We start from the raw sequence: 20,560 nt of genomic DNA, 5'->3' as shown, positions 1-20,560 counted from the left end.
TAATAACTACGTTACTCCCGGTGAGCTGAGCTGACAATATTGTTCGTACACGATCACACGTAATGCTAAAAACTGCTGCGTTAAAATCGCAGGCAATAGCGGCTATCATAGGGGGAGATTTTTTTCGTCGGAGTGTTCATGGAACTGAGACAAGAAGCGTTCCACCTGCTACGGCAGCTTTTTCAACAGCATACTGCCCACTGGCAACATGCTTTACCGGCGCTGACCAAGCCGCAATATGCGGTGATGCGATCTGTTTCTGAAAATCCGGGGATCGAGCAGGTCGCCCTGACGGAAGTCGCCGTGAGCACAAAAGCGACGCTGGCCGAAATGCTGAGCCGCATGGAATCGCGTGGGCTGGTGAAGCGCGAACACGATCCTGCGGATAAGCGCCGCCGGTTTGTCTTCCTCACGCCTGAAGGAGAAGCCCTGCTTGCAAGCTGTAAACCGGTCGGCAATGAGGTGGATGAGGCGTTTTTAGGGCGTCTCAGCCAGGACGAGCGGGAACAATTTACGGCACTGATCAAAAAGATGATGCATGACTAGTTCACCCGGGCACGCATAAAATCAATAAATGTCCGAACCTTAGCGGGCACATGCTGGGCATCTGGATAAACGGCATAGATGCCCTGCTGAGCAAACGTGTATCCCGGTAAAAGCGATACCAGCCCCCCCGAATTCAGTGCGTTTCGCACCAGCCACTCCGGCAGCAGCGCCACACCACATCCCGCATGCGCGAAAGCCATCACCGCCTGGGCGCTATCTGCGTACAGGCGCGGGGCTTTTTTAATCTCAAAGGCAACCAGATTGCCATCTGCATCTTTCACCTGCCAGTGCAGCGGCGAAGGTAAACGCTCGTGAACGATCCACTCGGCCTGCGCCAGGTGTTCGAGAGATCCAACGGGATGGTTAGCCAGCCACCCGGGGGCGGCAACCGGCAGGATAGTAAAGTTTGAAATCAAGGCGGCGTGGTAGCGCGAATCAGCGAGTGTTCCCAGCCGGATGGCGACATCAAAGCGCTCCGAGATGAGATCGGCATGCTGAGACGACGAAACATGACGAACGCGAAGCTCCGGATGCTGATGGCTAAATTCGGCCAGCAAAGGCACAACCACCTGCGAACCGTACTCGGGCGTGGTGGTGATCCGCAATTCGCCGGTCAGGCCGGCATGGTTAGCGCGAACGTCGTCCTGCAGGCGTTCAGCCTCCTGTAAAAGCCTGACGCTTCGCTGATGAAAAAGCACGCCCGCCTCGGTTAACGTCAGGCGACGGGTGGATCGCAACAGTAGCGTGACTCCCAGCTCATCTTCCAGCTGGCGAATATTGAAGCTGACCACGGCCTTTGTCAGCCCCATCGACTCTGCGGCGGCAGTAAAACTGCCCGCATCCGCTACCGCCACAAACATCGCCGTTCGCTGGAGATTCAGCATCGTTAACCTTCAAAATTGTCAAAATAGTTTTGACAGTATATCGCGAATTGTTGCGTTTATCGGCACCGGACAAGCCGATACGATACGCCCCCTCACCGGAGGATCCACCATGACGTATCGCAGCAAAGTCGCCGTAGTCTATCTGCTGGGCTTTTTTCTTGATTTGATCAACATGTTTATTGCCAGCGTCGCCTTTCCGGCAATGGCGCAGACCTATCACGCCACGCCCTCTGCACTCGCCTGGGTCAGTAACGGATATATTGCCGGCCTGACGCTGGTGATCCCGTTCAGCAGTGCCCTGACGCGCCGCATCGGGGCAAAGCACGTCATCCTTCTCTCGCTGGTTCTCTTTAGCGTAGCCTCCACCGCGGCAGGCTTGTCTGCCACACTTGAAAGTCTGATTGCCTGGCGGGTGCTGCAGGGCGTGGGCGGTGGCTTATTGATCCCCGTAGGGCAGGCGCTGACCTGGCAACAGTTTAAAGCGCATGAACGCGCCAGGCTCTCTTCCGCCGTCATGCTGGTTGCACTGCTTGCCCCCGCATGCTCACCTGCGTTAGGGGGCGTACTGGTTCAGGCGTTAAGCTGGCGGTGGGTATTTTTTGCTACCCTCCCGGTTGCTCTCCTGACCTTTGCGTTGGCCTGTCTGTGGCTTAAGCATGAAATGCCCGCGATGAAAGCAAACCGACTGCTGAACCTGAGTTTGATCGCCGATCCGCTTCTGCGCGTTTCCATGATGGTTTATGTATGTGTCCCCGGCATGTTTATCGGAATAAACGTCACCGGCATGTTTTATCTGCAGAGCGTGGCCAACATGACGCCAGCCGCGACGGGCATGCTGATGCTGCCGTGGTCTCTGGCATCGTTTATGGCCATCACCGCAACGGGCCGTTACTTTAACCGTGTCGGCCCCCGACCTCTGTTGATCGCGGGTTGCCTGCTTCAGGCGTCAGGTATTCTGCTTTTGCTCAGCGTCAGTGCGACCACGGGCACGCTGCCAGCGATCGTTGCGTTTGCATTAATGGGCGCAGGAGGCAGTCTTTGCAGCAGTACGGCGCAGAGCAGCGCATTTCTGACAACGCGTCGGGAAGAGATGGCTGATGCCAGCGCGCTGTGGAATCTTAATCGTCAGCTGAGTTTTTTTGCGGGTGCCTTTCTGCTGGCACAGGTGCTGGATCTGGCCCAGAGGTATTTGCCCCCCGTCGCCGCGTGGCACGGGATGTTTCTGGTTGCTTCGGCCATCACCCTGGTGCCCGTCATCTCTGTATTTCGTCTTAACAACCCGCAGGTGCTTGCACAACTGCAACAGGAGAAACCATGACGCCTTTCGAACACGACATCATTGATATTCATATCGCACTGGAAAAGTGGCTGGGTGCCGGTGAAGGTCATATTGATGCCCTGCTCGCCCGTTTCCAGCCAAACTTTCTGATGGTTCCCCCGAGTGGGGCGCCTTTAAACCATGACGCCCTTGTCCGTTTTCTGCACGCCCAGCGTGGAAGCCGACCCGGCCTTAAAATCCTCATTGATGAGCTAGCCACGATTCAGTCATGGGATAACGGTGCGGTGCTTCATTACCGGGAGACGCAGACCCGCCCGGACCAGCCCGTCAACGTACGCTGGTCAACCGCGGTGCTCAATCGGGATGGCGAGAAAATCAGCTGGCGTCTGCTGCACGAAACGGCCCAGCCGTAAGAGATAAAAAAGGCCCGTCTCACGACGGGCCTTTTTTTGACGAAAGGTTGCTTATTCGCGGAACAGCGCTTCGATATTCAGACCTTGCCCCTGCAGAATTTCACGCAGGCGGCGCAGACCTTCAACCTGAATCTGACGAACACGTTCACGGGTCAGGCCAATTTCACGGCCGACGTCTTCCAGTGTCGCAGCTTCATACCCCAGCAAACCGAAACGACGTGCCAGCACTTCACGCTGTTTGGCGTTCAGTTCGAACAGCCATTTGACGATGCTCTGTTTCATGTCATCGTCCTGCGTGGTGTCTTCCGGGCCGTTGTCTTTTTCATCGGCCAGGATATCCAGCAGCGCTTTTTCGGAGTCGCCACCCAGCGGGGTGTCAACCGAGGTAATGCGCTCGTTGAGACGCAGCATGCGGCTTACGTCATCAACCGGTTTGTCGAGTTGCTCAGCAATCTCTTCTGCGCTTGGCTCGTGGTCCAGTTTATGGGACAACTCGCGCGCGGTACGCAGATAGACGTTCAACTCTTTGACGATGTGAATCGGCAGGCGAATCGTACGGGTTTGGTTCATAATGGCCCGTTCGATGGTCTGACGAATCCACCAGGTCGCGTAGGTGGAGAAGCGGAACCCACGTTCTGGGTCAAACTTCTCTACTGCGCGGATGAGACCTAAGTTGCCCTCTTCAATCAGATCCAGCAGAGCCAGACCACGATTGCCGTAACGACGGGCAATTTTCACGACCAGACGCAAGTTACTTTCAATCATGCGACGGCGCGAGGCAACATCACCACGCAAAGCACGACGTGCGAAATAGACTTCTTCTTCGGCCGTTAACAGTGGGGAGTAACCAATCTCCCCAAGGTAAAGCTGAGTCGCGTCCAGTACACGCTGTGTGGCACCCTGCGATAACAGCTCTTCTTCAGCCAAATCGTTATCACTGGGTTCCTCTTCTACTAAGGCTTTTTCGTCAAAAGCCTCTGCTCCGTTCTCATCAAATTCCGCATCTTCATTTAAATCATGAACTTTCAGCGTATTCTGACTCATAAGGTGGCTCCTACCCGTGATCCCTGAACGAGACACCCTGGCTGGCATGCCCCGTCAATTTATCGCTGCGGCAAGTACTGCAGCGGGTTTACGGATTTCCCCTTGTAACGAATTTCAAAATGCAAGCGTGTAGAACTGGTTCCGGTGCTACCCATGGTAGCGATTTTTTGCCCCGCCTTAACTTCTTGTTGTTCCCGGACCAGCATTGTGTCGTTATGGGCGTAGGCACTCAGGTAATCATCGTTGTGTTTGATGATAATAAGATTACCGTAACCGCGCAGAGCGTTACCGGCATACACAACGCGTCCGTCTGCGGTCGCGATGATAGCCTGTCCCTTACTTCCTGCGATATCGATCCCCTTGTTCCCTCCTTCGGAGGAAGAGAAGTTCTCGATAACCTTACCGTCAGTTGGCCAGCGCCAGGTTGAGATTGGCGAACTGGAACTCATACTGCTGGCAGTCGGTTCAGTAGAGCTAACCACAGGTGCCGTAGCCGGTGCTGTGACAGCAGTCGCAGTCCCTTTATTATTCGGCAACATTTTGTTAGCAGTCTGATCACCTGAATCTTCAGAATACGTAATTACAGGTTGTGAAGCAACCACCGTGGTGGATTTTTGTGCAGGCTTAACGCTGTTATTTTGCGCAGTCACGTCGGCTGCAGAAACGGTATTGCCAGGCGTAAGCGGCGTACCCGTCGCGTTGCCCACCTGGAGCGTCTGCCCGACTTCCAGCGCATACGGTGCCTGGACGTTGTTGCGCTGCGCGAGGTCACGGAAATCGTTCCCGGTGATCCACGCGATATAGAACAGCGTATCGCCACGTTTCACGGTATAGGTGCTGCCGCCGGTATAGCTGCCTTTCGGAATGTTCCCATACTGACGGTTATACACTATGCGGCCATTTTGGGTCTGAACAGGTTGTTCGACTGGCTGAATCTGTGTTGGCTGTGTAACAGGATGTTGCACAGGCTGAATTTGTGGTGTTTGCTGCGGCGCAGCAGTTCCCATTTTAGGTGGCGGCGTGATCAACATTCCGCTGGACGTGTTACCGGAGCCGCTGTTTCCGCCAACAGAACTGACAGGCGCAGGTGCATTGTTAGAACTCGAACAGCCTGCCAGCCAGAGCGAAACCAGTGATAATGCCGCAACACGGCTGATGGTGAATTTAGGGCTTCCCGCGCTCATTTATCCCCCAGGAATGTGTTAACTACCAGTGACTTAAAATTAACCGTGATGGCACGACTCTTTCGCGCCACACCATACGCTGAATTTGCCTTAATAACCCTGGAAAATTCCGAGTCTTAGGCCAGTTCCCCCTTTACCAGAGGCACAAAGCGCACGGCTTCTACGGTATCGATAATAAACTCGTCGCCACGTCGACGAACGCGCTTTAACAGCTGCTGCTCATCGCCAACAGGCAATACAAGAATGCCCCCCTCATCCAGCTGCGACAACAGGGCCGCAGGGATCTCCGGTGGAGCCGCCGTCACGATGATTGCGTCAAACGGGGCGCGAGCCTGCCAACCCTGCCATCCATCACCGTGTCGTGTCGAAACATTGTGTAAATCAAGTTGTTTCAGGCGACGACGCGCCTGCCACTGTAAACCTTTGATCCGCTCAACCGAGCACACATGATGCACCAGATGCGCCAGAATCGCAGTTTGATACCCGGACCCGGTGCCAATCTCCAGCACGCGGGAGTCGGGGGTGAGCTCCAGCAGCTCCGTCATGCGCGCAACCATGTAGGGCTGCGAAATCGTCTGGCCCTGCCCGATGGGCAACGCCACGTTTTCCCACGCTTTGTGTTCAAACGCCTCATCTACAAATTTCTCACGCGGAACCTGGGCGAGCGCGTCAAGCACATGCTCGTCGCGGATCCCCTGTGCGCGAAGTTGTTCCAGAAGAGTTTGTACACGTTTGCTTACCATTGCGCGTTCACTCCTGCGCGATCAAGCCAGCCCGACACCACATCATGCGCGCTATACGCGGTTAAATCTACGTGCAGCGGTGTTACCGAGACATAGCCTTCATCCACAGCGGCAAAGTCGGTATCCGGCCCCGCATCGCACTTATCGCCGGGAGGACCAATCCAGTAGAGCGTGTTGCCGCGCGGATCCTGCTGCGGGATGACCTGATCGGCCGGATGACGGCTCCCGCAACGCGTGACGCGAATGCCCTTGATTTCATTCAGCGGGAGATCCGGCACGTTGATGTTGAGGATGCGTCCGGTACGCAGCGGTTCACGGCTAAGTGCCCGCAGGATAGAACAGGTTACCGCTGCCGCCGTGTCGTAATGAGTGTGACCATTTAACGATACCGCCAGCGCCGGAAAGCCAAGATGACGGCCTTCCATTGCGGCCGCCACGGTACCAGAGTAGATAACGTCATCACCCAGATTCGGCCCGGCGTTAATCCCGGAAACGACGATATCCGGGCGCGGGCGCATCAGGGCATTAACCCCCAGAAAAACGCAGTCCGTTGGCGTGCCCATCTGCACAGCAATATCGCCATTTTCAAAAGCAAAGGTGCGAAGCGACGACTCCAGCGTCAATGAGTTAGACGCTCCACTGCGGTTACGATCGGGAGCCACGACCTGCACATCCGCAAATTCGCGAAGGTGTTTCGCCAGCGTCTGAATGCCTGGCGCATGGATCCCGTCATCGTTACTCAGCAATATTCGCATAATCACCCGACGTGTTGATAAGTTCCCTGACAACACTGGTGGCAAAGCTACCTGCCGGCAGCCAGAAGCGTAACTCAACGGTTACGTCATCCCACCAGTTCCAGCTTAACTGCTGCGGGTAGAGCAACATCGCCCGGCGTGCTGCTTCGACTTTTTCCCGCACCAGCAATGATTGTAATTCTTGCGCTTCGGCCACGGCTGCCTGCTCCGCGGCCAGCGCGTCATCCTGCGTTCCCCAGTCGCCCGTGCCGGGCAAGGCTGCGGTGATCATCAGCGTTTTAGCGTCCACGCGCGACTGTACATCGGCCATTTCTTCAGCCGTTGCCACAAACCAGCTACCGCGTCCCGCTAATTGTAGCGCATCGCCGACAACAACTTGATTCGCGTCCGGTTTTTTCAGCCGTTCGCTTACGATCTGATTAAACAACGCACTGCGGGCCGCCGACAACCAAAAACTGCGTTTATTCCTGTCACGCACCGGCGCATCGCTCTGCGCCCAGCGCAGTGCGCCCTGCAGGTTACTGCCGCCGATGCCAAAACGCTGTGCGCCAAAATAGTTAGGCACACCGCGTTCATTGATGGCCTGCAAGCGCTTTTCCACGTCGTCACGGTCGGTCACTTCACGCAGTACGAGGGTAAAGTGGTTACCTTTCAACGCCCCCAGACGCAGTTTGCGCTTGTGACGGGCGTACTCCAGCACCTTACAGCCCTCAAGCTCAAATTTGCTTAAATCAGGCATCGCATTGCCGGGAACGCGCGCGCAAAGCCACTGTTCGGTGACCGCGTGTTTGTCTTTCTGCCCGGCGAAGCTCACTTCGCGGGCATGGATTTTCAGAAATTTAGCCAGCGCATCGGCCACAAAGCGGGTATTGCAGCCATTTTTGAGGATGCGCACCAGGATATGCTCGCCTTCGCCGTCCGGCTCAAAGCCCAAATCTTCCACGACCACGAAATCTTCGGGGCTGGCTTTCAGCAAACCACTCCCCAGCGGTTTACCGTGCAGGTAGGTCAGGTTGTCAAAATCGGTCATTTGCTCGCCTTCACCAGCAGCGCCACGGCTTCGCAGGCGATGCCTTCGCCGCGACCGGTAAAGCCTAGTTTCTCCGTGGTGGTCGCTTTGACGTTAACGTCATCCATATGGCAGCCCAGATCTTCAGCGATAAATACGCGCATCTGAGGAATATGCGGCAGCATTTTAGGGGCCTGAGCGATGATCGTCACATCGACGTTACCCAGGGTGTAGCCCTTCGCCTGAATACGGCGCCAGGCTTCACGCAACAGCGCACGACTGTCTGCGCCTTTAAACGCCGGATCGGTGTCCGGGAACAGCTTGCCGATATCGCCCAGCGCCGCCGCGCCCAGCAAGGCGTCGGTTAAGGCGTGTAGTGCCACGTCGCCATCAGAATGCGCCAGCAGCCCTTTTTCATAAGGAATGCGCACGCCGCCAATGATAATTGGGCCAACGCCTCCAAAGGCGTGTACATCAAAACCGTGTCCAATTCGCATTATGCCTTCTCCTGATGGGTCGAACGGGTAAGATAAAATTCCGCGAGCTGTAAATCTTCCGGGCGCGTCACTTTTATATTATCAGCGCGCCCTTCAACAAGCGTTGGGTGGAAACCGCAATACTCCAGCGCAGAGGCTTCGTCGGTGATGGTCGCACCTTCTTTAAGCGCGCGCGTTAAGCAGTCGTGGAGTAATTCGCGGGGGAAAAATTGTGGCGTCAGCGCGTGCCAGAGATCGACGCGCTCAACGGTATGCGCGATAGCCTGTTTGTCAGGCTCGGCACGCTTCATGGTGTCGCGTACCGGCGCGGCCAGAATGCCACCGACGTTACTGGTTTCACTTAGCGCCAGCAGGCGCGCAAGATCGTCCTGATGCAGGCACGGGCGCGCAGCGTCGTGGACCAGTACCCACTGGGCATCGCCAGCGGCCTGGATGCCCGCCAGCACGGAATCGGCGCGCTCGGCACCGCCATCAACGACGGTGATCTGCGGATGAGCGGCCAGCGGTAACTGTGCGAACCGGGCATCGCCCGGACTGATGGCGATGATGACACGCGTCACTCGGGGGTGCGCCAGCAGCGCCGCCACGGCATGTTCGAGGATCGTTTTATCGCCAATAGAGAGGTATTGCTTGGGACATTCTGTCTGCATGCGCCGGCCAAAACCCGCGGCCGGCACCACGGCGCATACGTCCGAAAAAGTCACTGCCATGTCGTAATCCTGGGCCTGATTATCGATTGTTTTGTGCTGAGCCCTGATTGCGTTTAGACGCATCCGGAACCAGACGATAAAAGGTTTCGCCCGGTTTAGTCATACTGAGTTCATTGCGTGCGCGTTCCTCAATCGCCTCCTGCCCGCCATTGAGGTCATCAATTTCAGCAAAGAGTTGATCGTTTCGCGCCTTAAGTTTGGCGTTAGTTGCCTGCTGAGCCGCGACGTCATCGCTTACCCGGCTATAGTCGTGCAGTCCGTTTTTACCGAACCACAGCGAATATTGCAGCCAGACCAGCAGAGCCAGCAACAGCAGCGTTAGTTTACCCATCCTGCCCCCTGAAAAACGGCATCTTCATCCCACAACGCCCCCGGCGCTCTATGCCGGAGTAACAGAGATGCCGCAACATCGCGGGCAAATGTACCACATTTTTTCCGCAGAATCGCCCTGCTCAATATCGTCACACAGTTGGTTACGGTTTGAATTATGGCTGAAGTTAGCCCATGAGCCACAAAAATAACAGACCAAACATCAGGACCACCGTCACAATCGTGACAACGGTGCTGTACAGCAGTTTGCCGTTAAGCAGTGAATGCAGGGCGATGCCGACGACAACCGCCACGGGCATCAGCGCCAGGAAGAAGGGCCAGGTGTAGAGAAAGAAGAACAGCGTGTTACCGCCGTAGATGAGAAACGGGATGCCCAGCGCCAGCAACCACGAGACGAAGCCGACGAAGGCCCCGGGAAAGGACCAGGTCGTCTCGTCGTCGGTCGCTATCGGATCCGACCCGGTGGTAATCATGTAGTTTTCACTGTTGCGCATAGCTAATCCTGTGACCGTGACTCATCGTTCGGGAAGACAGCTCCCGAACGATACCGTCTCAGGATCTGATAATATCGTCCCGTCTGAGCAGGTCTAATAATTGGCTTACTAAATTTGTTACCAATTGTTGACCTTCCAGGTGAATCTCAGGGGATTCAGGCGCTTCGTAGACCGAGTCGATGCCGGTGAAGTTTCGCAGCTCACCCGCGCGGGCTTTTTTGTACAGCCCTTTCGGATCGCGCGCTTCGCAGATTTCCAGCGGCGTATCGACAAACACCTCGATAAATCGATCCTGACCGACGCGCTCGCGTACCATCTGCCGCTCGGCGCGGTGAGGCGAGATAAACGCGGTCAGCACCACCAGCCCGGCATCCGCCATCAGGCTGGCCACTTCCCCAACCCGACGGATATTCTCCTTGCGGTCTTCATCGCTAAACCCTAAATCACTGCACAGGCCGTGACGCACGTTGTCACCATCCAGCAGGTAGGTGCTCACCCCCTGCTGATGCAGCGCCTCTTCCAGCGCGCCCGCGACCGTCGATTTACCGGAGCCGGACAGCCCGGTAAACCACAGCACAACCCCACGGTGGCCGTGGAGTTGCTCCCGCTGAGCGACGGTAACCGGATGAGGATGCCAGACGACGTTCTCATCATGGGCGGCCATTACTTGCCTCCCAGCAGATCACGTGCGCCCCAGTGCGGGAAGTGCTTACGCACCAGCGCATTCAGCTCAAGCTCAAAGGCGCTGAATTCAGACACCGCTGCCGCCTGTTGATTAGGCTCGCGGACCATGCCTGCACCAACGGTAACGTTGGTCAGGCGATCGATAAAGATAAGTCCACCCGTTACCGGATTTTGCTGGTATTTGTCCAGCACCAGCGGCTCGTCAAAGGTGAGATCCACCAGGCCAATACCGTTCAGCGGCAGTTCGCTCACTTCACGCTGGGTCAGATTGTTGATGTCCACCTGGAACTGGATACCGTCCACGCGGGCGCGGGTTTTCTTACCGGCAATTTTGATGTCGTAGCTTTGGCCTGCGGTCAGCGGCTGTTCAGCCATCCACACCACATCCACGGCAGCACCCTGCACCGCCGCCAGCGTTTCCTGCGCATCCACCAGCAGATCGCCGCGGCTGATATCAATCTCATCTTTCAGCACCAGCGTCACCGCTTCACCGGCACCCGCTTCCTGCAGATCGCCATCAAAGGTGACGATACGGGCAATGGACGACTCCACACCCGACGGCAGCACTTTGACGCGCTGCCCCACCGTGACGGTGCCCGAGGCGAGGGTGCCGGAGAAGCCGCGAAAATCGAGGTTCGGGCGGTTCACGTACTGCACCGGGAAGCGCATTGGCTGGGTATCTACCACGCGCTGAATTTCAACCGTCTCCAGCACTTCCAGCAGCGTCGGGCCGCTGTACCACGGCATGTTGGCGCTCTGGGAGGCAACGTTATCCCCTTCCAGCGCCGAGAGCGGCACGAAACGAATATCAAGGTTACCCGGCAACTGTTCAGCAAAGGTCAGGTAGCTCTGGCGGATCTCCTCGAAGGTCTCTTCGCTGAAGTTCACCAGATCCATTTTGTTCACCGCCACCACCAGGTGTTTGATCCCCAGCAGCGTGGAGATGAAGCTGTGACGACGGGTTTGATCCAGCACGCCTTTACGGGCGTCGATCAGCAGGATCGCCAGCTCACAGGTTGATGCACCGGTGGCCATGTTGCGGGTGTACTGCTCATGCCCCGGCGTGTCGGCAATAATAAATTTGCGTTTCTCGGTGGAGAAATAGCGGTACGCAACATCAATGGTGATGCCCTGCTCGCGCTCCGCCTGCAGGCCGTCCACCAAAAGCGCCAGGTCGAGCTTTTCGCCCTGAGTACCATGACGTTTGCTGTCGTTATGCAGGGAAGAGAGCTGGTCTTCATAGATCTGACGCGTGTCGTGCAGCAGGCGACCAATCAGCGTGCTTTTACCGTCATCAACGCTACCGCAGGTCAGAAAGCGCAGCAGGCTCTTGTGTTGTTGTGCGTGCAGGTATGCTTCTACGCCGCCTTCGTTGGCAATTTGTTGGGCAATCGTGGTGTTCATGGCGGCTCCTTAGAAATAACCCTGACGTTTCTTCAGCTCCATCGAGCCTGCCTGGTCGCGGTCAATGACGCGCCCCTGTCGCTCGCTGGTGGTCGATACCAGCATCTCTTCGATGATCTCTGGCAGCGTTTGCGCGTTGGACTCCACCGCGCCGGTCAGCGGCCAGCAACCAAGAGTACGGAAACGCACCATCTGTTTTTTGATCACTTCGCCCGGCTGTAAATCAATGCGATCGTCGTCGATCATCATCAGCATGCCGTCACGCTCCAGCACCGGGCGCTCAGCCGCCAGGTAAAGCGGAACGATCTCGATATTTTCCAGATAGATGTACTGCCAGATATCCAGCTCGGTCCAGTTGGAGAGCGGGAAGACGCGAATGCTTTCGCCTTTGTTGATCTGGCCGTTGTAGTTGTGCCACAGCTCAGGACGCTGGTTTTTCGGATCCCAGCGGTGGAAGCGGTCGCGGAAGGAGTAAATACGCTCTTTGGCGCGGGATTTCTCCTCGTCACGGCGCGCACCGCCGAAAGCGGCGTCAAAACCGTACTTGTTCAGCGCCTGCTTCAGCCCTTCGGTTTTCATGATGTCGGTGTGTTTGGCGCTGCCGTGAACAAACGGGTTAATGCCCATCGCCACCCCTTCCGGGTTTTTATGCACCAGCAGCTCACAGCCATAGGCTTTGGCGGTACGGTCGCGGAACTCATACATCTCACGGAATTTCCAGCCGGTATCCACGTGCAGCAGCGGGAACGGCAGCGTACCCGGATAAAACGCTTTACGCGCCAGATGCAGCATCACGCTGGAATCTTTACCGATGGAGTACATCATCACCGGGTTAGAGAACTCGGCGGCCACTTCGCGGATAATATGGATACTTTCCGCTTCAAGCTGTCGCAGGTGAGTAAGTCGTTTTTGGTCCATAACCGTTCCTTAAGCCAGATTCACCACAGAGGAGCCAAACCCCTCTGAGTCTGTTGTATGTTGAAACCAGGCGAGCGTGCTGTGCAGCTGTACCACTTCGCCCACCACGATAAGCGCGGGCATCGGGGCGTCTTTCGCCAGGACTGCAAGGTCTTGTAGCGTACCGGTCACCACACGCTGATCGACGCGGGTACCGCGAGAAATCACGGCCACCGGCGTTGTCGCCTCGCGACCGTGCTGAATAAGTTGTTCACTGATGTCCGCCGCCTTCATGGTGCCCATATAGATGGCCAGCGTCTGTCGGCTCTGGGCGAGATGCGACCAGTCAAACGGCGTGCTGTCGGCCTTATAATGACCAGTCACAAAGGTCACGCTCTGGGCGTAATCGCGGTGCGTAAGCGGAATACCGGCGTAGGCCGTTACCGCGGAGGCCGCCGTAATCCCCGGCACCACCTGGAACGGCACGCCCGCTTCGGCTGCCGCCTGCAGTTCTTCGCCACCGCGACCAAAGATGAACGGATCGCCCCCTTTAAGGCGCACCACGGTTTTGCCTGCTTTCGCTGCGGCAACCAGCATCTGATTGGTGTCGTGCTGCGGTACCGAGTGCTCGCCTGCGCGTTTACCCACGCAGATTTGCTCGGCATCGCGACGAATTAGCTCGCGCACACCGTCGGTGACCAGATGGTCATAGAACACCACGTCCGCGTCCTGCAGCACCTGCAGTCCGCGTAAGGTCAGTAACCCGGCATCACCCGGACCAGCACCTACCAGAATGATCTCGCCGCCCGTGCTGCCGGGGTTATCCAGCTCGTCTTCGAGGATTTTTTGCGCAGCCGTCTCATTACCGGCGTGCATCAGGCTGGCAAAGCGGCCACGGAATACCCGCTCCCAGAAGCGACGGCGTTCCGTTACGCTGGTCAGGCGGGTTTTCAGATGGTTGCGCCAGTAGCTCGCTTTCTCTGCCATACGTCCGAGACTGGTGGGTAACAGCGCTTCAATCTTTTCCCGCAGCACGCGCGCCAGCACCGGTGCGGTACCGCCGGAGGAGATCGCCACCAGCAGCGGCGAGCGGTCGACAATCGACGGGAAGATAAACGAGCACAAAGGCTGGTCGTCGACCACGTTCACCAGGCGGTAACGCGCCTGAGCGGCGTCGGAAACGCGTCGGTTAAGTTCGCGATCCTCCGTCGCTGCAATCACCAGCACCACGCTGTCGATTTGTGACTCGTCGAACTCCGCTTCTGCAACAACCCGCACCTGCGCGCCCGCGCGCTGCAGAAACGCGATTTTGCGATCGGCAATTTCACCCGTACCCACAACCAGTACCGGTTTTTCTTTAATCGCAGCAAAAAGGGGCAGATAGTCCACAAGCAACAACTCACTAACAACGAGGAATAGAGGGACTATAGGGGGCGGCTTAGACCGAATGAAATTACGAATTGGAATGAGTAGTTACTCAATGGAATAACGCGATGAAAAAGCAAATATCAAAAAGTGCTTAACACGCGAAATTTCGGGCATTTAAGAGCAATTCAAATTGTGTATGGCCGATCACAGTTTCATACTAAGCGGGTTATAATTTTGCTCTGTTTTTAAGGACTCACTATGTTTTCCGCAATGCGCCACCGATACGTTGCCCTGGCGCTCGGCGTTTGCTTTATCCTTCCGGCTCAGGCAAAAAATCAACCGTATGGTGAAATCGCCAATATGCAGGCGCGGCATATTGCCACCGTTTTTCCCGGACGCATGACCGGCTCCCCTGCGGAAATGCTTTCCGCTGACTATCTTCGCCAGCAGTTTGCCGATATGGGCTACCAGAGCGATATCCGCTCGTTTCACAGCCGCTATATCTATACCTCACGAAATAAAACAAAAAACTGGCATAACGTGACCGGCAGTACCGTTATTGCGGCACATGAAGGTAGCGCGGCTGAGCAGATCATTATTATGGCGCACCTGGACACTTACGCGCCCATGAGCGACGCCGATACCGATAACAATCTGGGCGGGCTGACGCTGCAGGGGCTGGACGATAACGCGGCGGGTCTGGGCGTGATGCTTGAACTGGCCGAGCGAATGAAAAACATTCCGACAAAATACGGTATTCGCTTTGTGGCAACCAGCGGCGAAGAGGAAGGCAAACTCGGCGCGGAGAATTTCCTTAAGCGCATGAGCGCTGAGGAGAAGAAAAATACGCTGCTGGTGATTAACCTCGATAATTTAATCGTTGGCGATAAGCTCTATTTTAATAGCGGACAGAGTACGCCGGGTACCGTGCGTAAACTGACCCGTGACCGGGCGCTGGCGATTGCGCGCAGCCATGGCGTGTATGCCACGACCAATCCTGGCGGCAATCCGGCTTATCCGCGCGGAACAGGCTGCTGTAACGACGGTGAAGTGTTCGATAAAGCGGGCATCCCGGTGCTGTACGTAGAAGCCACCAACTGGGCGTTAGGCAAGAAAGATGGCTATCAGCAGCGGGCTAAAACGAAAGCCTTTCCGGACGGGACGAGCTGGCATAACGTGATGCTGGATAATCAGCAGCATATTGATAGCGCACTGCCGCAGCGCATTGAGCACCGCAGCCGCGATGTGGTGAAAGTGATGCTGCCGCTGGTGAAGGAGCTGGCGAAAGCGGGGAAAGCCTGAGGTTTTTGAACGCTGTGCGGCCTGATGCCCTCACCCCAACCCTCTCCCACCGGGAGAGGGAGAAAAGATCATTACCCTTCGTGTAACCCGCACTCGCGCTTCAGCCCAAAGAATCGCGTCTCTTCTTCCGCCATTCCCGGTTCCCATTTGCGCGTGGTGTGGGTATCCCCCACGGACAGGTAGCCCTGATCCCACAGCGGATGGTATTTCAGCCCGTGCTTTTGCAGATACTGGTACACCGTACGGTTATCCCAGTCGATGATCGGCAGCACTTTAAACACGCCGCGCTGCACCGCCAGCACCGGCAGCGTGGCCCGGCTGCCGGACTGCTCGCGGCGAAGACCGGCAAACCAGGTTTGAGCGTTCAGCTCTTTCAGCGCACGGTTCATCGGCTCGACCTTGTTGATCTCATTGTATTTCTCAATGCCCTCAACGCCCTGCTCCCAGAGTTTGCCGTAGCGCGCCTCCTGCCAGGCCGCGCTCTGCTCCGCGCGGTACACTTTCAGGTTCAGCTTAAGCTTGTCCGTCAGCTCATCGATAAACTGGTAGGTTTCCGGGAACAGATAGCCGGTATCGGTGAGGATCACCGGAATATCCGGGCGGATCTGATTCACCAGATGCAAACTGACCGCCGCCTGAATGCCAAAGCTCGACGACAGCACGTAGTCACCCGGCAGGTTTTCCAGCGCCCACGCCACGCGCCCTTCGGCGTCCAGCTTTTCCAGTTGGGCGTTGGTTTCTGCGAGTGCCAGAATGCGTTCGACTTTTGGCAATGCGTTAAGCGCGTTTAGATCGAGTACGGACATAATTACCTCTCGTGGTTACTCCCAGAAATCCCTTGCGGGATCGAGCACCGGGCGAATAATGCCCGCACGCACCGTAAAGTCGCCGAAGCCTTCACCCGCTTCGCGCTCTTTCGCCCAGCGCCCGACAAGCTCGTCGATGGAATCGAGAATTTCTGGCTCAGTGATATTCTCGCGGAACATACGCGGAATACGCGTGCCGATACGGTTACCGCCCAGGTGCAGGTTATAGCGACCCGGCGCTTTCCCCACCAGCCCAAGCTCGGCCAGCATCGCGCGGCCACAGCCGTTCGGACAGCCGGTAACGCGCATAACAATATGCTCGTCCGGAATACCGTGTTTTTCCAGAATCGCTTCCACTTTGTCTGTAAATGACGGCAGGAAACGTTCCGCTTCCGCCATCGCCAGCGGACAGGTCGGGAAGGACACGCAGGCCATTGAGTTTTCGCGCTGCGGTTTGACCGCATTCATCAACCCATGGTCACGCGCCAGCGCCTCAATTTTCGCCTTTTCACTTTCCGGCACACCAGCAATAATCAGGTTCTGGTTGGCGGTAATGCGGAACTCACCTTTGTGGATCTTCGCGATTTCCAGCAGGCCGGTTTTCAGCGGACGGCCAGGGTAATCCAGGATACGGCCGTTTTCGATAAACAGCGTCAGGTGCCATTTATTGTCGATGCCTTTTACCCAGCCGATGCGATCGCCGCGACCGGTGAATTCGTAAGGGCGGATCGGCTCAAATTTGATCCCCGCGCGACGCTCCACTTCCTCTTTGAACGTCTCAACGCCCACGCGCTCCAGGGTGTATTTGGTTTTCGCATTTTTACGGTCGGTACGGTTACCCCAGTCGCGCTGGGTGGTGACCACCGCTTCCGCCACGGCCAGCGTATGCTCCAGCGGCAGGAAGCCGAACTCGCTCGCGGTGCGGGCATAGGTTTTCTTGTTACCGTGTTCAATGGACAGACCGCCGCCCACCAGCAGGTTAAAGCCCACCAGCTTGCCGTTTTCGGCAATTGCCACAAAGTTCATGTCGTTGGCGTGTAGATCGATGTCGTTCTGCGGCGGGATCACCACCGTGGTTTTGAACTTACGCGGCAGATAGGTCTGACCGAGGATCGGTTCTTCATCGGTGGTCGCGACTTTTTCCTGATCGAGCCAAATCTCCGCATAGGCGCGGGTACGCGGCAGCAGGTGCTCGGAGATCTTCTTCGCCCACTCATAGGCTTCAGCGTGCAGCTCGGACTCATACGGGTTCGAGGTGCAGAGCACGTTACGGTTCATGTCGTTGGCCGTCGCCAGCGCGTCCAGTCCGACGGAGTGCAGCATCTGGTGTACCGGCTTCACGTTCTTCTTCAGAATGCCGTGGAACTGGAAGGTCTGACGGTTGGTCAGACGAATGCTGCCGTAAATGGTGTTTTCACCGGCAAATTTATCAATCGCCTGCCACTGTGTCGTGGTGATCACTCCGCCCGGCAGACGGCAGCGCAACAGCATCGCGTGACGCGGCTCCAGCTTCTGTTCAGCACGCTCGGCGCGAATGTCGCGGTCGTCCTGTTGATACATGCCGTGGAAACGGATCAGCAGGAAGTTGTCGCCTTTGAAACCGCCGGTGAGACCGTCATTCAGATCTTCAGCAATGGTGCCGCGCAGATAGTTGCTTTCCAGCTTCATGCGCTCGGCGTCTGACAGTTTACCTTCGACCACCAGGGGTCCTGGATGTTTTTCGCTCATTAGTAGACATCTCGCTGATAACGGCGCTCAACGCGCAGCTCACTTAAAAATTCATCCGCCGCTTCGGCATCCATACCACCGAATTCGGCAATCACTTCCAGCAGTGCCTGCTCAACGTCTTTCGCCATGCGATTGGCGTCACCGCAGACATAAATGTGGGCACCGTCATTGATCCAGCGCCACAGCTCTGCGCCCTGTTCGCGCAGTTTGTCTTGTACGTATACTTTTTCTTTCTGATCGCGCGACCAGGCCAGATCGATACGGGTCAGCACCCCTTCTTTCACGTAGCGCTGCCACTCAACCTGATAGAGGAAATCTTCGGTAAAGTGCGGGTTACCGAAGAACAGCCAGTTTTTACCCGGTGCCTCGTCCGTCGCACGCTGCTGCATAAAGGCACGGAACGGCGCAATGCCGGTACCCGGGCCAATCATGATTACCGGCGTTTCCGGGTTCGCCGGCAGACGGAAGTTGTCGTTGTGCTCGATAAAGACGCGCACTTCGCCCTCTTCCTCCACGCGATCGGCCAGGAAGCTGGAGGCACCGCCCGCGCGGGCACGGCCTTCGATGTCGTACCGCACCACGCCCACGGTGATGTGCACTTCGCTCTCGACTTCAGCCTGCGATGAGGCAATGGAGTACAGACGCGGCGTGAGCGGACGCAGCAGGCCGATCAGCGCCTCGGCATCCAGCTGTGCCGGCGAGAAACGCACCATATCGACAATCGGTGTGGTCGCCGCGTAATGCTGCAGCTTTGCCTTATCGCCCACTAACGGCAGCAGCGATTCGCTGCGCGTTAAGGTGGCATAGTTCTCAACGATATTGGCGGTATTCACCGTCAGCTCGAAGTGCCACTGCAGCGCTTCAGTGAGCGGCTGCGTTTTGCCTTCGACGGTGACAGGCTCGTCGCCTTTCAGCCACAGCAGTTCGACCAGCTCCTTGACCAGCGCCGGATCGTTTTGATACCAGACCCCCAGCGCATCGCCAGGCTGATAGCGCAGACCCGAGTCGCCCAGATCGATCTCGATATGGCGCACATCTTTTTCAGAGTCGCGGCCGGTAATTTTTTGATTAACCGACAGGCTTGCCGACAGCGGCGCCTCTTTGGTGTACGGGCTGGTGTGAATGTCGTTGACCACGCCGGTCGCGGTGATCGCAGCCTGGGCTGGTGTCTCTTTCGGTACGCGTGCTTTCAGCACGTCAACAATGCGCCCACGCCACTCTGCAGCGGCAGCCTGGTATTCCACATCTGCATCAACGCGGTCCAGCAGGCGCTCTGCGCCCAGCTCCGCCAGCTTGCTGTCAAAATCTTTGCTGGACTGGCAGAAGAATTCATAAGAGGTATCGCCCAGGCCGAACACGGCAAACGCAGTGCCATCGAGTTTGGGCGCTTTTTTCGAGAACAGGAATTTATGCAGCGCGACCGCCTCTTCAGCGGGTTCACCCTCGCCCTGCGTTGAGGCCACAACCACCAGCAGTTTTTCTGACGCGATCTGTTTGAATTTATAATCCCCGGCGTTTACCAGGTTCACGTTCAGTTTGGCGGCCAGCAGGTCGTCACGCAGCGCTTCTGCCACGCGGCGGGCATTGCCCGTCTGCGAAGCGGAGATAAGCGTAATGGCAGGAATTTCTACCGCCGTTGCCGGAGCCGCAGCCACAGCGCCAGGCTGCTGGTTGAGCATTCCCCAGAAATAGCCAGAGACCCAGGCAAGCTGGGTGGGAGAAAAATCAGAGGTGGCAGCCTGAAGGCGCGCCAGTTGCTCCGGGTTCAGGGGAAGCAAATTTGAAGGTGGGGCCTGTGTTGTCATGCGTCGTTATGTTCCAGTAGCCAAGCGGACTTTAAGCGAATAAATCCAAACTGAAGATAAGGTTAACGGCGAGGATAATAACAATTAAAGAAGGGATGGAAATAATAAATAACCAAATGGACTAACCTGTTTTAGTTATCGTTCTTAACGGTAAAAGCGATAAACTAACCGACTGTAAAATAAGGATATAAATCACAAAGCGACGGCTTTTTTGCTGCAATGAAGGTAAAGGCCGTTTTAGTTAATGCTAAAAATTGTGCTTTCCGGTACTATGCGGCGGTTTTTTCCGCATTACTGAGAGCGATCATGTCCACCACACTGTTTAAAGATTTCACCTTCGAAGCCGCCCACCACCTTCCGCATGTTCCTGAAGGACATAAATGCGGCCGTCTGCACGGGCATTCGTTTATGGTGCGTCTTGAGATCACCGGTGAAGTTGATCCGCATACCGGTTGGATCATGGACTTTGCTGAGCTGAAGGCGGCATTTAAGCCGACTTACGATCGTCTGGATCACTATTACCTGAACGATATCCCGGGCCTTGAAAACCCGACCAGCGAAGTGCTGGCAAAATGGATTTGGGATCAGATGAAACCGCTGGTACCGCTGCTGAGCGCAGTGATGATCAAAGAGACCTGTACGGCAGGCTGCGTGTATCGCGGCGAGTGATGCTTGCCG

General features: G+C 56.4%; 22 protein-coding genes. 5 read left to right on the top strand and 17 right to left on the bottom strand.

Annotated elements, in window-relative coordinates; all coding sequences use genetic code 11:
• The first annotated feature begins 138 nt into the window (after positions 1–138).
• Positions 139–546 carry a MarR family transcriptional regulator gene (locus APU11_RS05955; RefSeq protein WP_020689291.1) on the top strand — a complete coding sequence of 136 codons (408 nt, stop codon included), beginning with the start codon at positions 139–141 and terminating at the stop codon, positions 544–546.
• Here APU11_RS05955 and APU11_RS05950 read toward each other — a convergent pair.
• Positions 543–1,430, bottom strand: a complete 888-nt coding sequence (locus APU11_RS05950) for a LysR family transcriptional regulator (RefSeq protein ID WP_040023581.1) — start codon at positions 1,428–1,430, stop codon at positions 543–545. The genes APU11_RS05955 and APU11_RS05950 overlap by 4 nt on opposite strands.
• A gap of 109 nt (positions 1,431–1,539) precedes the next feature.
• Between APU11_RS05950 and APU11_RS05945 the strand changes: the two genes are divergently transcribed.
• Together APU11_RS05945 and APU11_RS05940 are read left to right on the top strand one after the other, a co-directional pair.
• Positions 1,540–2,748, top strand: coding sequence for an MFS transporter (locus APU11_RS05945; RefSeq protein WP_048971758.1), 1,209 nt, complete (start codon positions 1,540–1,542; stop codon positions 2,746–2,748).
• The gene (locus tag APU11_RS05940) at positions 2,745–3,122 is read left to right on the top strand and encodes a DUF4440 domain-containing protein (protein ID WP_058650454.1); all 378 of its coding nucleotides are present in this window, start codon (positions 2,745–2,747) and stop codon (positions 3,120–3,122) included. The genes APU11_RS05945 and APU11_RS05940 overlap by 4 nt, the downstream gene beginning before the upstream one ends.
• 51 nt (positions 3,123–3,173) lie before the next feature.
• On the opposite strand, the gene rpoS is transcribed toward APU11_RS05940, so the two are convergent.
• The 13 genes from rpoS to cysG form a co-directional block, all read right to left on the bottom strand.
• Positions 3,174–4,166: an RNA polymerase sigma factor RpoS gene (gene rpoS / locus APU11_RS05935; protein ID WP_013098493.1), complete on the bottom strand. Its 993-nt coding sequence runs from the start codon at positions 4,164–4,166 to the stop codon at positions 3,174–3,176.
• Positions 4,167–4,225: 59 nt separating this feature from the next.
• Positions 4,226–5,350: a murein hydrolase activator NlpD gene (nlpD, locus tag APU11_RS05930; protein WP_029883176.1), complete on the bottom strand. Its 1,125-nt coding sequence runs from the start codon at positions 5,348–5,350 to the stop codon at positions 4,226–4,228.
• A 116-nt stretch (positions 5,351–5,466) separates the two neighbouring features.
• Positions 5,467–6,093, bottom strand: coding sequence for a protein-L-isoaspartate(D-aspartate) O-methyltransferase (locus tag APU11_RS05925; protein ID WP_013098496.1), 627 nt, complete (start codon positions 6,091–6,093; stop codon positions 5,467–5,469).
• Positions 6,087–6,848: a 5'/3'-nucleotidase SurE gene (gene surE / locus APU11_RS05920; RefSeq protein WP_029883175.1), complete on the bottom strand. Its 762-nt coding sequence runs from the start codon at positions 6,846–6,848 to the stop codon at positions 6,087–6,089. The genes APU11_RS05925 and surE overlap by 7 nt, the downstream gene beginning before the upstream one ends.
• Positions 6,829–7,878 carry a tRNA pseudouridine(13) synthase TruD gene (gene truD, locus APU11_RS05915; protein ID WP_058650453.1) on the bottom strand — a complete coding sequence of 350 codons (1,050 nt, stop codon included), beginning with the start codon at positions 7,876–7,878 and terminating at the stop codon, positions 6,829–6,831. The genes surE and truD overlap by 20 nt, the downstream gene beginning before the upstream one ends.
• On the bottom strand, positions 7,875–8,354 hold the full coding sequence (ispF, locus tag APU11_RS05910; RefSeq protein ID WP_013098499.1) for a 2-C-methyl-D-erythritol 2,4-cyclodiphosphate synthase: 480 nt from the start codon (positions 8,352–8,354) through the stop codon (positions 7,875–7,877). The genes truD and ispF overlap by 4 nt, the downstream gene beginning before the upstream one ends.
• Complete coding sequence (gene ispD / locus APU11_RS05905; protein WP_058650452.1) at positions 8,354–9,064, bottom strand: 2-C-methyl-D-erythritol 4-phosphate cytidylyltransferase; 711 nt, start codon at positions 9,062–9,064, stop codon at positions 8,354–8,356. Before ispD ends, ispF begins: the two co-directional genes overlap by 1 nt.
• 19 nt (positions 9,065–9,083) lie before the next feature.
• Positions 9,084–9,395 (bottom strand): cell division protein FtsB, encoded by a 312-nt coding sequence (ftsB, locus tag APU11_RS05900; RefSeq protein ID WP_003862095.1) that lies wholly within the window; start codon positions 9,393–9,395, stop codon positions 9,084–9,086.
• Positions 9,396–9,561: 166 nt separating this feature from the next.
• Complete coding sequence (locus tag APU11_RS05895; RefSeq protein ID WP_013098502.1) at positions 9,562–9,888, bottom strand: DUF3561 family protein; 327 nt, start codon at positions 9,886–9,888, stop codon at positions 9,562–9,564.
• A gap of 58 nt (positions 9,889–9,946) precedes the next feature.
• Positions 9,947–10,552, bottom strand: coding sequence for an adenylyl-sulfate kinase (gene cysC / locus APU11_RS05890; protein ID WP_013098503.1), 606 nt, complete (start codon positions 10,550–10,552; stop codon positions 9,947–9,949).
• Positions 10,552–11,976, bottom strand: coding sequence for a sulfate adenylyltransferase subunit CysN (gene cysN, locus APU11_RS05885; RefSeq protein ID WP_020689300.1), 1,425 nt, complete (start codon positions 11,974–11,976; stop codon positions 10,552–10,554). The genes cysC and cysN overlap by 1 nt, the downstream gene beginning before the upstream one ends.
• Before the next feature lie 9 nt (positions 11,977–11,985).
• The gene (cysD, locus tag APU11_RS05880) at positions 11,986–12,894 is read right to left on the bottom strand and encodes a sulfate adenylyltransferase subunit CysD (RefSeq protein WP_008499613.1); all 909 of its coding nucleotides are present in this window, start codon (positions 12,892–12,894) and stop codon (positions 11,986–11,988) included.
• 9 nt (positions 12,895–12,903) lie between these two features.
• The gene (gene cysG / locus APU11_RS05875) at positions 12,904–14,253 is read right to left on the bottom strand and encodes a siroheme synthase CysG (RefSeq protein WP_162780501.1); all 1,350 of its coding nucleotides are present in this window, start codon (positions 14,251–14,253) and stop codon (positions 12,904–12,906) included.
• A 246-nt stretch (positions 14,254–14,499) separates the two neighbouring features.
• On the opposite strand from cysG, the gene APU11_RS05870 reads away from it, so the two are divergent.
• On the top strand, positions 14,500–15,543 hold the full coding sequence (locus APU11_RS05870) for an aminopeptidase (protein ID WP_013098506.1): 1,044 nt from the start codon (positions 14,500–14,502) through the stop codon (positions 15,541–15,543).
• Positions 15,544–15,614: 71 nt separating this feature from the next.
• Here APU11_RS05870 and cysH read toward each other — a convergent pair whose 3' ends face one another.
• The 3 genes from cysH to cysJ are packed head-to-tail and all read right to left on the bottom strand — an operon-like array spanning position 15,615 to position 19,882.
• Entirely contained in the window at positions 15,615–16,349 is a 735-nt protein-coding gene (cysH, locus tag APU11_RS05865; RefSeq protein ID WP_020689303.1) for a phosphoadenosine phosphosulfate reductase, read from the bottom strand.
• Positions 16,350–16,364: 15 nt separating this feature from the next.
• Positions 16,365–18,077: an assimilatory sulfite reductase (NADPH) hemoprotein subunit gene (gene cysI / locus APU11_RS05860; RefSeq protein ID WP_020689304.1), complete on the bottom strand. Its 1,713-nt coding sequence runs from the start codon at positions 18,075–18,077 to the stop codon at positions 16,365–16,367.
• Positions 18,077–19,882: an NADPH-dependent assimilatory sulfite reductase flavoprotein subunit gene (cysJ, locus tag APU11_RS05855; protein ID WP_058650450.1), complete on the bottom strand. Its 1,806-nt coding sequence runs from the start codon at positions 19,880–19,882 to the stop codon at positions 18,077–18,079. Before cysJ ends, cysI begins: the two co-directional genes overlap by 1 nt.
• Before the next feature lie 306 nt (positions 19,883–20,188).
• Between cysJ and queD the strand changes: the two genes are divergently transcribed.
• A complete protein-coding gene (gene queD, locus APU11_RS05850; protein WP_010434567.1) occupies positions 20,189–20,551 on the top strand; it encodes a 6-carboxytetrahydropterin synthase QueD in 363 nt (120 codons plus the stop codon).
• Positions 20,552–20,560: the final 9 nt, after the last annotated feature.

It is taken from the genome of Enterobacter sp. 50793107 (assembly GCF_001463365.1).
Classification (GTDB): Bacteria; Pseudomonadota; Gammaproteobacteria; order Enterobacterales; family Enterobacteriaceae; genus Enterobacter; species Enterobacter cloacae.
This window is presented reverse-complemented; position numbering and strand designations above follow the sequence as displayed.

Excerpts from the sequence above, each read along its gene's own strand:
- cysJ (WP_058650450.1), bottom strand. The coding sequence starts at position 19,882 with ATGACAACACAGGCCCCACCTTCAAATTTGCTTCCCCTGAACCCGGAG.
- APU11_RS05950 (WP_040023581.1), bottom strand. The coding sequence starts at position 1,430 with ATGCTGAATCTCCAGCGAACGGCGATGTTTGTGGCGGTAGCGGATGCG.
- ftsB (WP_003862095.1), bottom strand. The coding sequence starts at position 9,395 with ATGGGTAAACTAACGCTGCTGTTGCTGGCTCTGCTGGTCTGGCTGCAA.
- truD (WP_058650453.1), bottom strand. The coding sequence starts at position 7,878 with ATGACCGATTTTGACAACCTGACCTACCTGCACGGTAAACCGCTGGGG.
- APU11_RS05940 (WP_058650454.1), top strand. The coding sequence starts at position 2,745 with ATGACGCCTTTCGAACACGACATCATTGATATTCATATCGCACTGGAA.
- ispD (WP_058650452.1), bottom strand. The coding sequence starts at position 9,064 with ATGGCAGTGACTTTTTCGGACGTATGCGCCGTGGTGCCGGCCGCGGGT.
- APU11_RS05895 (WP_013098502.1), bottom strand. The coding sequence starts at position 9,888 with ATGCGCAACAGTGAAAACTACATGATTACCACCGGGTCGGATCCGATA.
- cysD (WP_008499613.1), bottom strand. The coding sequence starts at position 12,894 with ATGGACCAAAAACGACTTACTCACCTGCGACAGCTTGAAGCGGAAAGT.
- rpoS (WP_013098493.1), bottom strand. The coding sequence starts at position 4,166 with ATGAGTCAGAATACGCTGAAAGTTCATGATTTAAATGAAGATGCGGAA.
- queD (WP_010434567.1), top strand. The coding sequence starts at position 20,189 with ATGTCCACCACACTGTTTAAAGATTTCACCTTCGAAGCCGCCCACCAC.
- APU11_RS05870 (WP_013098506.1), top strand. The coding sequence starts at position 14,500 with ATGTTTTCCGCAATGCGCCACCGATACGTTGCCCTGGCGCTCGGCGTT.
- cysN (WP_020689300.1), bottom strand. The coding sequence starts at position 11,976 with ATGAACACCACGATTGCCCAACAAATTGCCAACGAAGGCGGCGTAGAA.
- APU11_RS05955 (WP_020689291.1), top strand. The coding sequence starts at position 139 with ATGGAACTGAGACAAGAAGCGTTCCACCTGCTACGGCAGCTTTTTCAA.
- APU11_RS05945 (WP_048971758.1), top strand. The coding sequence starts at position 1,540 with ATGACGTATCGCAGCAAAGTCGCCGTAGTCTATCTGCTGGGCTTTTTT.
- APU11_RS05925 (WP_013098496.1), bottom strand. The coding sequence starts at position 6,093 with ATGGTAAGCAAACGTGTACAAACTCTTCTGGAACAACTTCGCGCACAG.
- nlpD (WP_029883176.1), bottom strand. The coding sequence starts at position 5,350 with ATGAGCGCGGGAAGCCCTAAATTCACCATCAGCCGTGTTGCGGCATTA.
- cysH (WP_020689303.1), bottom strand. The coding sequence starts at position 16,349 with ATGTCCGTACTCGATCTAAACGCGCTTAACGCATTGCCAAAAGTCGAA.
- surE (WP_029883175.1), bottom strand. The coding sequence starts at position 6,848 with ATGCGAATATTGCTGAGTAACGATGACGGGATCCATGCGCCAGGCATT.
- cysI (WP_020689304.1), bottom strand. The coding sequence starts at position 18,077 with ATGAGCGAAAAACATCCAGGACCCCTGGTGGTCGAAGGTAAACTGTCA.
- ispF (WP_013098499.1), bottom strand. The coding sequence starts at position 8,354 with ATGCGAATTGGACACGGTTTTGATGTACACGCCTTTGGAGGCGTTGGC.
- cysC (WP_013098503.1), bottom strand. The coding sequence starts at position 10,552 with ATGGCCGCCCATGATGAGAACGTCGTCTGGCATCCTCATCCGGTTACC.